Raw genomic sequence first — 14,751 nt, forward strand, 5'->3', positions numbered from 1 at the left:
AAGGGTCTGCGGGTACTCTGGACAACGAACCGGTGCAGCCTAAAGTCGCCCCTACAGGCCGAGGCAGGAGCATCCAATGGACAAGTTCGGAAAAAGTCAGCCGGTCAAACGGACCGAGGATCAGCGGTTTCTAACCGGGAAGGGGCTATACATCGACGATGCTGTGCCCGGCGACGCCCTGTTTGCGGCGTTTTTTCGCAGCCAGGTTGCGCATGGGCGGATCACCGCGCTGGATCTGGATGCCGCGCGTGAGGCGAATGGCGTGCGGCTGGTCATGGCGCTGGACGAACTGACTGAGGCCGGGATCGACACGGTTTTAAACGCGGCGCTTGTGTCGAACCGGGACGGCTCGAAAGCGGCGGCGCCGGATCGCCACATGCTGGCCAAGGACCGCGTGCGTTTTGTCGGTGAGCCGGTCGCGGTGGTCATCGCCGAAACGCAGATACAGGCCCGTGATGCGGTCGAGTTGATCTGGATGGAAACCGAGGATCTGCCCGCCAAGCTTGACCTGGAGATGAGCGGCGAACCGCTGCACATCGAAGCTCCTGACAACCGTGCCTTTGACTGGGGCATGGGGGATGAGGCAGCGACCGAAGCGGCCTTTCAGGACGCCGCGCACAGAGTGCAACTGAACGTTGCGGATAACCGGGTGATCGTTACATCGATTGAGCCGCGCGGCTGTCAGGCTGCTTGGTCCGATGGGCGGTTGCACTTTGCCTATAGCGGGCAGGGCGTCTGGGCGATGCGCGGGCAATTGGCGCAGAAGCTGAAGCTGGAACCTGAATTCATTAGGGTCACCACGCCCGACGTGGGCGGTGGGTTTGGCATGAAGGTGATGCCGTATTCCGAGTATTTCTGTGTCGCTGTCGCCGCGATGAAACTGGGCCAACCCGTTCACTGGATGTCGGACCGATCTGAGGCGATGCTGTCTGATCACCATGGGCGCGACCTGACTTCGCTGGCTGAGCTGGCTTTTGATGAAGACCACCGAATTACCGCTTACCGCGTGCATAGCAAGGTCAATCTTGGGGCCTATAACAGCCATTTCGGTCAGGCAATCCAGACAAATCTGTTCAGCAAAGTTCTGATGGGGGCCTATGATGTGCAGACCTCTTATCTGCGGGTCGAAGGGTTCTTTACCAACACAACGCAGGTGGACGCTTATCGCGGCGCTGGTCGGCCTGAGGCTATCTATGTGCTTGAACGGGCTATGGACCGCGCCGCGCGTGAATTGGGCGTCGATCCGTGGGAGTTGAGGCGCAAAAACTTCATCCGGCCTGAAGCTTTTCCTTACAAAACGACGACTGGTGAGGTCTATGACGTCGGCGATTTCGACATGGTCCTGAGCCGCGCGAGTGAACAGACATTAGGTTTTGCTGCCCGTAAGGCGGCTGATGCCGAACGCGGCCTGATCCGGGGGCAGGGCATCTGTTACTATATCGAAAGTATTTTGGGCGACCCTTCCGAGAACGCAAAGATCGCATTCTGCGAAGATGGCACCGTGAACCTCTATGTGGGGACGCAATCAAACGGCCAGGGCCATGAGACGGCCTATACCCAGTTTTTGTCGGATCAGATCGGAGTTCCGTTGGATCAGATCAATGTCATCCAGGGGGACAGCGATCAGTTACCTGCCGGAGGAGGGACAGGAGGATCGCGGTCCGTTACAGTCCAAAACACGGCCACCCTGGCCACAATCGACGTCATGATCGCCGCATTCGCGCCTTATCTGGCCGATAAGATGGGCGTCGAGGAGGCTGACGTGAATTTTGATCACGAAACATTCCGCGCGCCAGGGTCAAACCTGACGCCTACATTGATCGAAGCGGCCGAGATGGCCCGCGCCGATGGCCGAACCGATCTTCTGCAACATGAGGCGCGCATTACGCTGGACGCACGCAGTTATCCGAATGGCGCACATGTTGCCGAAATCGTTATTGATTGTTTCACCGGCGAAACATGGGTCGACCGCTACACCGTAGTTGACGATTTCGGCAATCTTATTAACCCGATGTTGGCCGAGGGGCAGGTGCATGGCGGCGTGGTGCAGGGCATTGGTCAAGCCCTTTCCGAGCGTGTTGAGCATGATGCGCAGGGGCAACTGCTCACGGCTTCGTTGATGGACTACGCCTTGCCCCGTGCGTCTGAGATACCCATGATAAAGTTTACCTCGGCGCCGGTTCCGTCAACTTCGAACCCAATGGGTATGAAGGGATGCGGAGAGGCCGGCACCGTGGGCGCGCTGGCCGCTGTGGCGAACGCGGTGCAGGACGCGCTTTGGGAACATGGGGTACGGCAGGCGGATATGCCATTCACACCCCTAAGAGTTTGGGAATTGCTGACGCATGGTTCTGTCACGGCTAAGTAAAAAGATACTTGGATGGCTCGGACGGCCTTTGCGGTCCGAACATTCGGCCGAGGCGCTGCACCGTGAACCTATTAGTCATGTCATTATCCTTGACGGCACCATGTCGACGTTGGAGCCGGGGTTTGAAACTCATGCGGGTCAGACCTACCATCTGTGCCGCGAGATGGGCGGCAAGGTCTCAGTCTTTTACGAATCCGGTGTGCAGTGGGAAAGCTGGAAAACTTCTCTGGACGTGATGATGGGGCGCGGCATCAACCGGCAAATCCGGCGGGCCTATGGCTATCTGGCGTCACGCTACAAACCTGGTGATAAGATATTTTTCATCGGCTATTCGCGCGGCGCTTACGGCGTGCGCAGCCTTGCGGGCGTGATCGACATGATCGGTCTGCTCAAGGCCGAACACGCGACCGAGCGCAACATCAAGCAGGCCTATCGCCACTATGAATGTACGCCTAGCGGCGAGGCAGCCTGTGAGTTCCGCCAAAAATTCTGTCATGACGAGCTCGCAATTGAAATGATCGGTGTCTGGGACACCGTCAAGGCGTTGGGCCTGCGTCTTCCGCTGCTATGGCGCTGGGCCGAGGATAAGCACGCATTTCACAACCATGAACTTGGCCCCGCCACCCGGCATGGCTATCACGCAATGGCGCTGGACGAGACGCGCGAGGTGTACGAGCCGGTTCTGTGGAAATGTACGCCCGAATTCAAGGGGCATGTGGAACAGGTCTGGTTCCGTGGCACACATGGCGACGTGGGCGGGCAATTGAACGGGTTTGAAGAGGCGCGTCCCCTCAGCAATATTTCCCTGATCTGGATGCTGGACAAGGCCGAGCAGCATGGATTGCCGCTGCCCGAAGGCTGGCGCGACCGGTTCCCAACTTCAACTACTGCAACTTCGGTCGGGACCTGGCGGGGGTGGGGCAAGGTTTTCCTGCTGCGCAAGCATCGCAAAGTCGGGATGGACCAGTCCGAGCAACTGCATGTCTCGGTCGCCCCCGATGAACTGCCGGGTTGGGTGCCGATGCCGGATTCGTCCTCGCACCCGGCGCAATAGGTCAATCGAACAGAGTTTGGGATTGGTCTGTTGAATGGGCGCGGAACGCTGCTGTGACATCCGCGTGAATATTTCGTGCCAAAGATAGTGCAGGTATTTTGTCCGGGGGAAAGAAGGCCGCGTCGCTGGTCTCGGCACCCGGCTGCGGGGCGTCCGTGCCATCCTCATCGCACAGGAAGAAAAGTTTATAAAAATCTCGCGAATCCGGCGGGTAGGGATGCCGTGCCTTGTGGCGCAGAGCATAGAGGTGTCTGGCACGGACCTGCAGCCCAGCCTCTTCCCAGACTTCACGTTCCATATTTTCCGCTGGAGAGCTGCCAATGTCCGCAAAACCACCCGGCATGGCCCACAGCCCGTCCAGTCGTTCGCGGACCAGCAGAATGTGGCCATCACGGATTACAGCGCCGCGAATGTCGATGCTGGGCGTGGCATAACCACCAGCATGATCCGAGATCAGCCCCTCGATCCGCGATAGGGGCACCCGGCCCAAATCGGCCAGCATGGCGCGGGCCATGGCTGCGATCTCGTCATAGCGTTCGCGATCAAATGGGTCTTTGGTGAAATGCTGGCCGGTTTCGGCCAGCGCCAACAAGCGTTTTGCCCGTTTCAGCCAGGCATCCTCCAGTGCAGTCGGATCCTGGCGCATCTTCCTTACCGCCGACGGTCGCGGCGCGAGCTCATCGGCTGAAATGCCACGCCCACATGCGCCTCACAATAAGGTTTGCCGGCTTCCACAGGCAGGCCGCAGAACCAAAAATCCTCAGTCGCAGGGTCGCCGACAGGCCATTTGCAGGTCTTCTCGGTCAGTTCCATCAACGTCAGTTTCTTAGCCTTCTTCTCGATCTCATTGACCTTGGCCAAAGCCTCGGGGCTGATTTCGTTGGCCGAAGGCTGCGGTGGCAGCGGCTGACCAGCCGGAATGATCTGGCGGCGGGCAGGCACAGCGGGCTTGGCCTCGGCCGCAGGTGCGGGGGCCGGGCGGGCCGGTTCGGTTTTGGGTGTCGGTTTCGGCTTGGCCTCGGCCTTGGGCGCGGGGGTCGGTTTTTCCTTGGGCTCGGCCTTGGCCGGGGATGCACCGGTGGCACGGTTCGACAGGCCCAGACGGTGCACCTTGCCGATTACGGCGTTGCGGGTCACCCCACCCAGTTCCTTGGCGATCTGGCTGGCCGACTGGCCTTCGCCCCACATTTTCTTCAGCAGCTCTACACGCTCGTCAGTCCAGGACATCATTTGCCTTTCAAAAGCGGAAAGCGGCCCCGGATTCGGGCCGCCTTGGGAAATCGTCTCAGCCCCCTATTCTAATCACTGCGCCCCGAGTTACAAGCAGTCTTCGAATCAGGTTGAGGTCAGATGATGCGGATACCCCTTGAGCAGAACGAACACCGTTTCGGAGCGGTTAACTGGATGGGTCTTTTTACGTTGGCTCAGCGCGAAACATTGCGTTTTCTGGCGGTCTGGACCCAGACCCTGTTGGCGCCGCTGGTGACCGCAGGTCTGTTTCTGCTGATCTTCAACATCGCTATTGGCCCCAGCCGACCCGACGTGATGGGGGTGCCGTTCCTGACATTTCTGGCGCCGGGTATCATGATGATGACCGTGATTCAGAATGCTTTTGCCAACACCTCGTCTTCGATGGTGATTGCCAAGGTACAGGGCAACATTGTTGATACGTTGATGCCACCACTGTCTCCGTTGGAAATTCTATTGGGCTATCTGGCGGGAGGCATCGTGCGTGGTGTTCTGATCGCCTGTGTGGTTGCCGTTGCGCTGGCGCTGGTGCTGGGGCTGGTGCCGCGGAACCCGTTGATTGCGCTGCTGTTTGTTGTTCTCGGCGGTGCTTTCATGGGGGCGTTGGGCCTGTTTGCGGGAATATTTGCCAACAAGTTCGATCAAATGGCGGCGATTACCAATTTCATCGTCACGCCGCTGGCCTTCCTGTCGGGTACATTCTATTCGGTCGAGGCATTGCCACCTGTTCTCAACCGCCTCAGCCACGTGAACCCGGTATTCTACCTGATTGATGGGTTGCGAAATGGCATGATCGGGGTGTCTGACAGCTCACCCGCACTGGGTTTCGCGGTTTGCAGTGGCGCAACGTTGATTGTCTGCGCCATTACCTGGCAGATGCTGCGAAAGGGATACAGGCTGAAAGCATGACGGTGCAGGTTTTGGATCCCGCAATCCCAAAAAAACGCCTAGCTAGGCGGTTCTGACGCGTGCCTCGCGCCAGACAAGGATTAGTCCGCCCGTCAGAATGATTGCAGAACCGATTTGGCTAACCACATCCGGGATAACGCCAAACACCGCAAAGTCATAGAGGGCGGCAAAGATCAGTGTGGCATAGCTGATTGGCGCCACAAAGGATGCATCCGCGCGCGCCATCCCGTTGACGAAACAGGCTTGGGCACAGGCCATCAGCACCCCGATTGCCACCAGCGCGATCCATTGTTCGGGCGTTGGCATCTGGAACACAAAGCTGACCGCGACCGAGGCGATGGTCAGCCCCATCGCGTTGTTGATCAACAGAATCTGGATGGGAATTTCACGGCCCGAAAGCTTTTTGATAAAGATCAGCTCCATCCCGATCACAGCCGCCGCCGTCAGGGCAAGCAACGCCGCAGGTTGGAAGCTGGCCGGTGTCGGGCGTAGCAGGATCAATGCACCGGTCAGAGCAACAGCAGCGGCCAGCCAGCGCCACGGCCCAACGCCCTCTTTCAACAGCGGGATGGCCAGGACCATGCCAAAGACGGGGTTCAAAAAGGAAATCGCAGTGGCATCCGAGATCGGGATGAACGCGACCGAGGCGAACATCAGCGTAATCCCCACCCAGCCAAAGCTCGTCCGCCCAATATGCAACCCCCAATGCGGGCGGCTTAACCGTGGGCGCAAAACGCCCACCGCGCTGACGATCACCAGAAACGCGAACAGGAACCGTCCGTGGCTGATCTGCATCGGATGCAACGCCGGGCCTAAGGTATCCGTCCCCAACGCTTTAGCCAGAAGTGTGGTTGCGGCCAGAAAGGCGCTGGCGGTGACGATCAGCAAAGCCGCAAGGGCAGGGTTCTGGCGCGCGGGTGTCATGACCCAGCGGTGCGTCACTGCGCCCTAAATGGCAAGCGATAAAAGCTGAGTTTCAAAGTGAAGTTTCTGATTTTGGAAATTCGGGGTTTTCAGAAGTCAAACACACGGCTATACGGCCCCGCATGATCAAACACGCACATATCCTGCGACTCCGACGCCGACGCATTACTGCGTAACCGGCCTGTTTGATCCATTGCGCGCTGTAAATCCGCGCAAATCCCACCAAATCTGTTGACGAATCCGGCCTTCGTGTATCACTCACGGGGCTTAACCTAACGAAAAGGATGATCCGATGATCCCGTCCGTTCTGCCGACCTATAATCGCGCGCCCCTGACTTTCGTGAAGGGCGAAGGCGCCTGGCTGACCGAGGCGGATGGCCGACGTTTCCTTGACCTAGGTGCCGGGATTGCGGTGAATGCGCTTGGCCACGCACATCCGGCGCTGGTCAACGCGCTGACTGAACAAGCGCACGCACTTTGGCATGTCTCGAACCTGTACAACATCCCGCAGCAGCAAGCGTTGGCGGATAAGTTGGTTGAACATACCTTCGCCGATACGGTTTTCTTCACAAACTCGGGCACGGAATCCTGTGAGCTGGCCGTGAAAATGGCCCGCAAGTATTTCTTTGACAAGGGGCAACCCGAACGGGTCGAGATCATTACCTTTGACGGCTCGTTCCATGGCCGGTCGTCGGCTGGTATCGCGGCGGCTGGATCTGAAAAGATGACCAAGGGCTTTGGCCCGCTGTTGCCCGGGTTCGTGCATGTCACATTCGGCGATCTTGACGGCGTGACCAATGCGATCACAGACAAGACCGCCGCGATCCTGATCGAACCGATTCAGGGTGAGGGCGGCATTCGTCCGGTGCCCGACGCGGAACTCAAAGCCCTGCGCCAGATATGCGACGACAATGGCCTGTTGTTGATTTTGGATGAGGTGCAATGCGGCGTTGGCCGCACCGGCAAGCTGTTTGCCCACGAATGGGCGGGTATTACCCCCGATATTATGATGGTTGCCAAAGGCATCGGCGGCGGCTTCCCCTTAGGCGCGGTGCTGGCCACCGAAGACGCGGCCAGCGGTATGACCGTGGGTACCCATGGCTCGACTTATGGGGGCAACCCTCTGGGCTGCGCCGTGGGTTGCGCGGTAATCGATCAGGTGGCAACGCCTGCTTTCCTTGAAGGCGTGAACCGCAAGGCGGGGATGCTGCGCCAGAAGCTCGAAGGCCTGATCGCCGATCACCCCGACGTGTTCGAAGAGGTGCGCGGTACGGGCCTGATGCTGGGCTTGAAATGCAAGGCGACCAATACCGATGTGGTTAACGCGGGCTATGACAATGAGGTCATCACCGTTCCCGCCGCCGACAATGTCATCCGCCTGTTGCCGCCCCTGACGCTGACCGAGGATGACATTGCTCAGGCCATGATCCGCCTCGACAAGGCTGCCGCACAAGTCGAAGCCAGCCTCGAATCCGCGTAATCCTCATCTTTTTCTAAATACTCCGGGGGGCCGGGGGCAGAGCCCCCGGCGACCGACAGCCAAAAGCGAAACGATATGAACCATTTCCTCGATATCCACAAAACCGATGCAGGCGATCTGCGGACGATGATCGATCAGGCCGGCGAAATGAAACAGGCCCGTTTGGGTCGCCCCAAAGCCGCGCAGGATAATGATCAGCCGCTCAAGGACCGCATGGTCGCACTGATCTTTGAGAAACCCTCGACCCGAACGCGCGTGTCCTTCGATGTGGGCGTACGGCAGATGGGCGGGCAGACCATGGTGTTGTCGGGTAAGGACATGCAACTGGGCCACGGCGAAACCATTGCCGACACGGCCCGTGTCCTGTCGCGTTATGTCGACATGATCATGATCCGGACGTTCGATGAAACCATCCTGACCGAGATGGCTGAATATTCCGACGTGCCGGTGATCAACGGCCTGACCGACCGTACGCATCCCTGCCAAATCATGGCTGACGTGCTGACTTTTGAAGAACATCGCGGGCCGATCAAAGGAAAAAAAGTGGTCTGGACCGGAGACGGCAACAACGTCTGCGCCTCGTTCCTGCATGCGGCGGGCCAGTTTGGATTCGATCTGACCTTCACCGGTCCCGCTCAGTTCGACCCCGAGGAAGAATTCATGGGGTTCGCCCGTCAGAAGGGTTCGAAAATCGTGGTCGAGCGTGACCCTTACAAAGCCGTGGAAGATGCCGATCTGATCGTGGCCGATACTTGGGTCTCGATGCACGATTCCCAATCGGCCAAAGAGCGTCGTCACAACCTGCTGCGCCCCTATCAGGTGAATACCGAGTTGATGTCTCATGCCAAGCCGGATGCGCTGTTCATGCATTGCCTGCCTGCGCACCGCGAGGAAGAGGCGACATCCGAGGTCATGGACGGACCGAACTCGGTAATCTTTGACGAAGCTGAAAACCGTCTGCATGCCCAAAAGGCGGTCATGCGCTGGTGTCTGGGCGTTTAACTGCGCCGCCGGATATCCCACACACGCAATCTGGCGAGCGTTCGGACGCTCGCCAACAGAACCAGAACGCAGAGGGCGGTTTTGGTCATGATCTCCATCGTCCCTTCAATCAGCATCGCATGCACGACACTGCCGACAATGGTTATGGCGGCTAACCCTGTGTGACCCAGCCTCCAGATACGGTACCGCGGGGCCAGACGCTGCCGAAAGATGCCCAGACAGGCGGCAGCGAAGGCGGCCCACATCGCAACGACGCCCCAGGCTGAAAACGGGGTGGGTGAGACGAGCAGCAACGCATCCACAACATCCGGGGGGCTGGTGATCCACAAGCCGCCCACATGCACCACAAGGGCGATGATCAGAGTGATGCCAACCCGTCGATGCCAGCGCCGGCTGGCCAAAGGCAGTAATCCAGCCAAGTCGCGCCCGGCCAGCAAGGGTTGCAGCAACAACAGCCCCATACTCAGCACTCCGGCAAACCCGGCCACGATGTAGACTGGGTCGCGCCACTCCAATAAAGGGCTATGCGCCGCCGCAATCAGCGGCACAGCTATGGCGGCGATCACAGCCGCCCAGATCAAAAGGCTGCGGATCACGTAAATCAGGCGGGTTGCAGGACGAAATGCGCGGCAAGGGTCTGGTCTTTTGAACTTGCCATGATCGGACGCAGGAATACCGTCTCAAACTCGCCGCTGTCATAGGCCAGATGCCCGTGCGGCTGGCCAAAGGCGGGCACGATCTGCGGCATCTCCAACCGGAACTCACCATTGGCGTCGGTCAGTGTAGCACCATGGCTTTGCGGATCCCGCTCATGCCCTTCGGTTGTATGAGCCCAGATTTGGATGCGCTGGCCGGGCAGGGGGGCACCATCCCCCGCGCGTCGTACCGTACCGGTCATCCAGAACCCGCCGCCGCCGATCCGGTCGACGATGGCTGCGCCGGGGCGGTAGTTGTTCGACCCGCCGCGCATAGACGGTGTCGGTGCTAGCCCAGCAGCGCGCGCGGGAAGCACTAAGCCCGAGCCACCAGCGACCAGAACAGCCCCGCCTAGCGCCATTACGGATCTACGAGACAAGTGTGAATTCGTCATGTCGGGACCTCCTGCAAGGTAACATCCATAGCAACCTGAGCGCGCCACAGCGCAAAGATAGCACGGTTCAGATCAATTCCGAGGCGATCTTCACCACTCTGTGATCACCCCAAGCCCCGGCGAATTTCTTTGACCCTGTGCGGGTTGCAGTGCCATCGTCGGTATACCGATGCGAAAGGCTGAAAAATGGACAAGACACAATCGGTTTCGCCCGATGAAATTGCGGCCTTCAAGCGGGACGGTGCCGTTGTGCTGCGCTCGAAATTCTCGGAACATTGGTTGGACTTGTTGCGCGAAGGTATCAGTGCGGACCTTGCCAACCCGACCGACAATTTCACTCGTCACACCAAGGACCCAGACGCCCCTGCATATTTCGAGGATTTCTGGGCGTGGAACAAGATTCCGCAATTTAGGGATTTCGTGCATCACTCGCCATGCGCACCGCTGGCTGCGGGTTTACTGGATGCCCCGTCGATCAACCTTGTGATGGATAACTGGTTCCTGCGTGAGGCCGGATCGGCCTCGCGCCCACCCTTTCATCAGGACCTGTCCTATTTTGATTTCGAAGGCACCATGTGCGTCCTTTGGCTGCCACTTGAGCCGGTGAACAAAGAGAACGGGATCGCCTTTGTCAAAGGCTCTCACCTATGGGACAAGCTGTTCATGCGGGTTCGGTTTGCGGATGGTCATCCCAGTCTTGGGGCCACTGAGGTCGCAGGCCGAACGTATCACCAGCCCCCGGATATCAACGCCGATCCCGGCGCCTATGACTTGTTGCAGTGGGATATGGAATTAGGGGATTGCATCTATTTCGATATGCGAACACTGCATGGTGGTCTGTCCTCGGTCACGCCGACGGAAACAGTGCGTCGGTTTAGCCTGCGGATGACAGCGCCGGACGGGATTATCCGATATCGCGGAGATTGGGCGAAAGACGAACGTGCGCAGTTCGAGGCCGCCGGTTACAGCGAAGGCGACCGCATCGACGGGCCGTTTTTCCCCCGGCTTTGGCCAAGAGAGGCACTTTGAGCAATGGGATGAAATAACATAACATCGAAATTGCACTTAATCTGTGCGAAATGGCGAATACTCAAGCTGAAAATACCGTGTATTCTGCGATGGTGAACGCAACTACCTGATCGCAGGAGCGCAGCAATGAGTTGGAACCCGACCCAAAGCCTCGAATCTCTGTCACACAACACGGCGCTGGACACATTGATCATTCCGCGCGCTCGTGATCTGGGCGGGTTCGAAGTACGTAGGGCGCTGCCCTCGAGTAAACGGCAGCTGGTTGGGCCATTCATCTTTTTTGACCAAGTAGGTCCAGCCGAATTCCTGACTGGTGACGGCATCGACGTCCGACCACACCCGCATATCGGTCTTGGGACGGTGACGTATCTCTATCAAGGAGAGTTCGAGCATCGCGACAGTCTTGGCACGCATCAAATGATTTACCCCGGCGAGGTCAACTGGATGGTTGCCGGGCGCGGGGTGACTCATTCCGAAAGGACCAGTCAGAAGACACGAGACAAGAAACACAGCCTGTTCGGCATCCAGACCTGGATAGCATTGCCCGAAGCGCATGAGGATATGGCTCCGGATTTCGAGCATCACAAGCAAGGTGCGCTGCCACATATTCAGGACCAAGGTGTCAGCGCCCGTTTAATCCTGGGGTCAGCTTATGGTGAAACCAGCCCGGTTACGATGCTGTCCGAGACCTTCTATCTGGACGTGCGACTTGATCCCGGCGCGTCGTTTCCTTTGCCGGATGACCATGAAGACCGGGGTGTTTATGTCACCCAAGGTTCCGTCGAGATCGCAGGCGATACGTTCACACAGGGCCGTATGATGGTGTTCCGCCCCGGCGATCCCCTTTCAGTCAAGGCTGGGCCGCAAGGCGCGCGGTTGATGCTGCTGGGCGGGGCGACATTGAACGAAGAGCGCTATATCTGGTGGAATTTTGTGTCATCCTCGAAGGAAAAGATCGAGGCCGCCACGCGTGAATGGAAAACCGCCGATTGGGCGAAAGGTGCGTTCCACCTGCCGCCGGGTGATGATCAAGAGTTCATACCGATCTCGGATGAACTGGAACGGACACGGCCAAGGCGCGCACGCTGACCAGACGTCAGGGGGTCTTGTCCGTGCCCTCGTTCCCGGCGATCCTTTGCGCCGGGAGGGATGCCATGAAAATCGTGATCGCGGGTGCAGGCAGTATCGGATGCTATTGCGGGGCATTGTTGGCGCACTCAGGGCATGTCGTTACCCTTTTGGGCCGTGCACGCATATTAGATCCGATCCAAGAAAGAGGACTGACGATTTCGGATTTTTCGGGCCTGACCCGGCATGTGGCCGCGCAAGATTTGACCCTGACCGAAGATGCAACCTGTCTGGCCGGTGCCCAAGTCGTCATCGTGACCGTTAAATCAGGTGCCACAGCGGAAATGGCTGCGCAGATCGCGGAATACACGCCCATCTCAATTCCGGTGGTATCGTGGCAAAACGGTATGGAAAACGCCCGTACTTTGCGCATGGTTCTGTCAGAGCATGACGTGCGCGCCGGAATGGTGCCGTTCAATGTGGTGCCGACTGAACCGGCCAGCTTTCATCGCGCCACCTCTGGTGAGATCGTCATCCAAAGCGGTCCCGGTGCGCTGGGTCAGAGGCTGAGTAGTGCTGACATGCCGGTTGTGGAAAGCGATGACATCGAAGCGGTCCAATGGGGTAAGCTGGTAATCAACCTCAACAACGCGCTGAATGCGCTGTCGGGGATGACGTTGAAAGATCAACTGCTGGACCGGAACTGGCGACGCCTGATGGCCGATCAGATGGCCGAGGCTCTGATGGTGTTGAACGCCGCGAACCATCCGGTCGCTTCGACTACTCCGCTGCCTGCATGGATGACGCCGCATATCCTGCGCCTGCCAACGCCGATCTTTTCCAGGATCGCTGCGCGAATGCTGACCATTGACCCCAGCGCGCGCACCTCGATGGCCTATGATCTGATGGCAGGTCGCCCGACCGAAATCGACAGTCTTCAGGGTGAGATCATTCGCCTGGGCGCGCAAATTGGCGTCGAAACCCCGATCTGCGCCAAGATACGAGATTTGATCGAGGACGCGCCTGAAACCGCAATTTCTGTGGATCAAATTGCGTCTTAGGCCGGATTAGGCGAAGGCCGTCAGGATTAGAAATATTGTCGCTGACATCGCCGCTGCTGCGGGGACCGTGATCACCCAGGCGGCCACGATAGTCATGAAGTGTGAACGCCGCACCAGCTTGCGGCGCTGATGCTCTTCCCGGGCCAGCCGCTGTTCGACCGGACGCTGGCGGTTGGACTGTTTCCACCGGCGATCTGAATGCCATTCGCGATAAAAACCAACCCCAAACACGCCGCCTACGGCAATATGAGTTGAGCTGACCGGCAGGCCAAGCCAGCTGGCCACGATAACGGTAATGGCTGCGGACAGCGCCACGCAGAAGGCCCGCATTGGGTTCAGTTTGGTGATCTGACTACCGACCATGCGGATCAATTTGGGCCCGAATAGAAACAGGCCGAACGAAATTCCAAAGGCTCCGATCACCATGACCCAGTTGGGGATCGCAACTTTTGCGGCAAAGTCGCCGAATTCCGCTGCGTGTACGATAGCGGCCAAGGGGCCGACCGCGTTGGCCACGTCATTGGCGCCATGCGCAAAGCTGAGGAATGTGGCCGAGATGACCAGCGGCAGGCCAAACAGAGTTTTCAGTGATTTGGTGCGGTTTTCCATCCCCTCGGATTTGCGCCGTACCCAGGGCACCGTGACCGACCAGACCAGGAACCCCGTTGCAAGGCCGATCAGCAGCGCCACCTCAAGCTCAATCTTCACGATCCGCTTAAGACCCTTAACGGCCAGATAGGTGGCAAACGCCGCAGCCATTACGGCCACAAGGATCGGAAGCCAGCGCCGTGCAGCCGCTATTTTATCGTCCTGATATTGAATCTTGGTTTTGATCAGCGCCAGAAACCCAGCCGCGATCAACCCACCCAATACTGGCGAGATTACCCAGCTTGCAGCAATCGCGCTCATTGTGCTCCAGTTGACGGCGCTCAGACCCGCTGCGGCGATGCCGGCCCCCATCACGCCGCCGACAACCGAGTGCGTCGTTGACACCGGTGCCCCGACCCATGTGGCCAGGTTGACCCATAAGGCCGACGAAATCAGCGCAGCCATCATTGCCCAGATGAATACATTGCTGGTTTGAACCGAGGCCGGATCGATGATCCCCTTAGAGATGGTCGAAACGACATCTCCGCCTGCCAACAGGGCACCGGCGCTTTCGGCGATGGCGGCGATAACGATGGCGCCGCCCATAGTCAGGGCATTGGCACCAACCGCGGGCCCCATGTTGTTAGCCACGTCATTGGCACCGATATTGATCGCCATATAGGCCCCAAAGGCGGCTGCCGCAGCAACGATCAGGCCGCCATCCGCCAGCCCGAACACTATCGCCGCCGACAACCCGGCCAGCGCAATAAAGGCCAGCGAAATACCAGGGGCCAACAGCGGGCGCGCCACATGGGCGTTGGCATTCTCAACGCGCGAGATACGGTGAAGGTCGCTGTCCAGAGCCTGCCAGCGGGATTTCGAGGTCAAATTCGACATGATCTTTTTTCAAGCAGCCAGTGCATTTCGGCA

General features: G+C 58.7%; 14 protein-coding genes. 8 read left to right on the forward strand and 6 right to left on the reverse strand.

Translation table 11 applies throughout. From position 1 onward, the window contains the following. Positions 1-76 precede the first annotated feature (76 nt). Together ACR0B0_RS18600 and ACR0B0_RS18605 are read left to right on the forward strand one after the other, a co-directional pair. Positions 77-2,368, forward strand: a complete 2,292-nt coding sequence (locus tag ACR0B0_RS18600; protein WP_480649067.1) for a xanthine dehydrogenase family protein molybdopterin-binding subunit — start codon at positions 77-79, stop codon at positions 2,366-2,368. Further along, positions 2,346-3,422, forward strand: a complete 1,077-nt coding sequence (locus ACR0B0_RS18605; protein WP_170362536.1) for a DUF2235 domain-containing protein — start codon at positions 2,346-2,348, stop codon at positions 3,420-3,422. The genes ACR0B0_RS18600 and ACR0B0_RS18605 overlap by 23 nt, the downstream gene beginning before the upstream one ends. A gap of 1 nt (position 3,423) precedes the next feature. On the opposite strand, the gene ACR0B0_RS18610 is transcribed toward ACR0B0_RS18605, so the two are convergent. Together ACR0B0_RS18610 and ACR0B0_RS18615 are read right to left on the reverse strand one after the other, a co-directional pair. Further along, entirely contained in the window at positions 3,424-4,068 is a 645-nt protein-coding gene (locus tag ACR0B0_RS18610; protein ID WP_217354400.1) for an NUDIX hydrolase, read from the reverse strand. Positions 4,069-4,073: 5 nt separating this feature from the next. Next, positions 4,074-4,649 (reverse strand): GcrA family cell cycle regulator, encoded by a 576-nt coding sequence (locus ACR0B0_RS18615; protein WP_170414445.1) that lies wholly within the window; start codon positions 4,647-4,649, stop codon positions 4,074-4,076. A gap of 126 nt (positions 4,650-4,775) precedes the next feature. Here ACR0B0_RS18615 and ACR0B0_RS18620 point away from each other — a divergent pair, with 126 nt between their 5' ends. Next, entirely contained in the window at positions 4,776-5,579 is an 804-nt protein-coding gene (locus ACR0B0_RS18620) for an ABC transporter permease (protein ID WP_170362588.1), read from the forward strand. Between the two features lie 42 nt (positions 5,580-5,621). Here the strand turns inward: ACR0B0_RS18620 and ACR0B0_RS18625 are convergent, their stop codons facing one another. Further along, positions 5,622-6,503, reverse strand: coding sequence for a DMT family transporter (locus ACR0B0_RS18625; RefSeq protein WP_480637366.1), 882 nt, complete (start codon positions 6,501-6,503; stop codon positions 5,622-5,624). 292 nt (positions 6,504-6,795) lie between these two features. Between ACR0B0_RS18625 and ACR0B0_RS18630 the strand changes: the two genes are divergently transcribed. Together ACR0B0_RS18630 and argF are read left to right on the forward strand one after the other, a co-directional pair. Then, positions 6,796-7,983: an acetylornithine transaminase gene (locus tag ACR0B0_RS18630; RefSeq protein ID WP_480649069.1), complete on the forward strand. Its 1,188-nt coding sequence runs from the start codon at positions 6,796-6,798 to the stop codon at positions 7,981-7,983. Positions 7,984-8,058: 75 nt separating this feature from the next. After that, positions 8,059-8,985, forward strand: coding sequence for an ornithine carbamoyltransferase (gene argF / locus ACR0B0_RS18635; protein WP_170398860.1), 927 nt, complete (start codon positions 8,059-8,061; stop codon positions 8,983-8,985). Here the strand turns inward: argF and ACR0B0_RS18640 are convergent. Next, positions 8,982-9,578, reverse strand: coding sequence for a ferric reductase-like transmembrane domain-containing protein (locus ACR0B0_RS18640; RefSeq protein WP_480649119.1), 597 nt, complete (start codon positions 9,576-9,578; stop codon positions 8,982-8,984). The genes argF and ACR0B0_RS18640 overlap by 4 nt on opposite strands. An 8-nt stretch (positions 9,579-9,586) precedes the next feature. Beyond that, complete coding sequence (locus ACR0B0_RS18645) at positions 9,587-10,075, reverse strand: peptidase associated/transthyretin-like domain-containing protein (RefSeq protein ID WP_425082184.1); 489 nt, start codon at positions 10,073-10,075, stop codon at positions 9,587-9,589. Positions 10,076-10,261: 186 nt separating this feature from the next. Between ACR0B0_RS18645 and ACR0B0_RS18650 the strand changes: the two genes are divergently transcribed. From ACR0B0_RS18650 to ACR0B0_RS18660, 3 genes are all read left to right on the forward strand, one after another. Then, positions 10,262-11,104 carry a phytanoyl-CoA dioxygenase family protein gene (locus ACR0B0_RS18650; protein ID WP_480649072.1) on the forward strand — a complete coding sequence of 281 codons (843 nt, stop codon included), beginning with the start codon at positions 10,262-10,264 and terminating at the stop codon, positions 11,102-11,104. 126 nt (positions 11,105-11,230) lie between these two features. Further along, on the forward strand, positions 11,231-12,193 hold the full coding sequence (locus ACR0B0_RS18655) for a pirin family protein (protein WP_170351367.1): 963 nt from the start codon (positions 11,231-11,233) through the stop codon (positions 12,191-12,193). Between the two features lie 65 nt (positions 12,194-12,258). Then, positions 12,259-13,233 (forward strand): 2-dehydropantoate 2-reductase, encoded by a 975-nt coding sequence (locus ACR0B0_RS18660; protein ID WP_480649074.1) that lies wholly within the window; start codon positions 12,259-12,261, stop codon positions 13,231-13,233. Between the two features lie 6 nt (positions 13,234-13,239). On the opposite strand, the gene ACR0B0_RS18665 is transcribed toward ACR0B0_RS18660, so the two are convergent. Further along, positions 13,240-14,718, reverse strand: a complete 1,479-nt coding sequence (locus ACR0B0_RS18665; protein WP_480649076.1) for an inorganic phosphate transporter — start codon at positions 14,716-14,718, stop codon at positions 13,240-13,242. Positions 14,719-14,751 lie beyond the last annotated feature (33 nt).

Source organism: Ruegeria sp. BA12 (assembly GCF_056539625.1).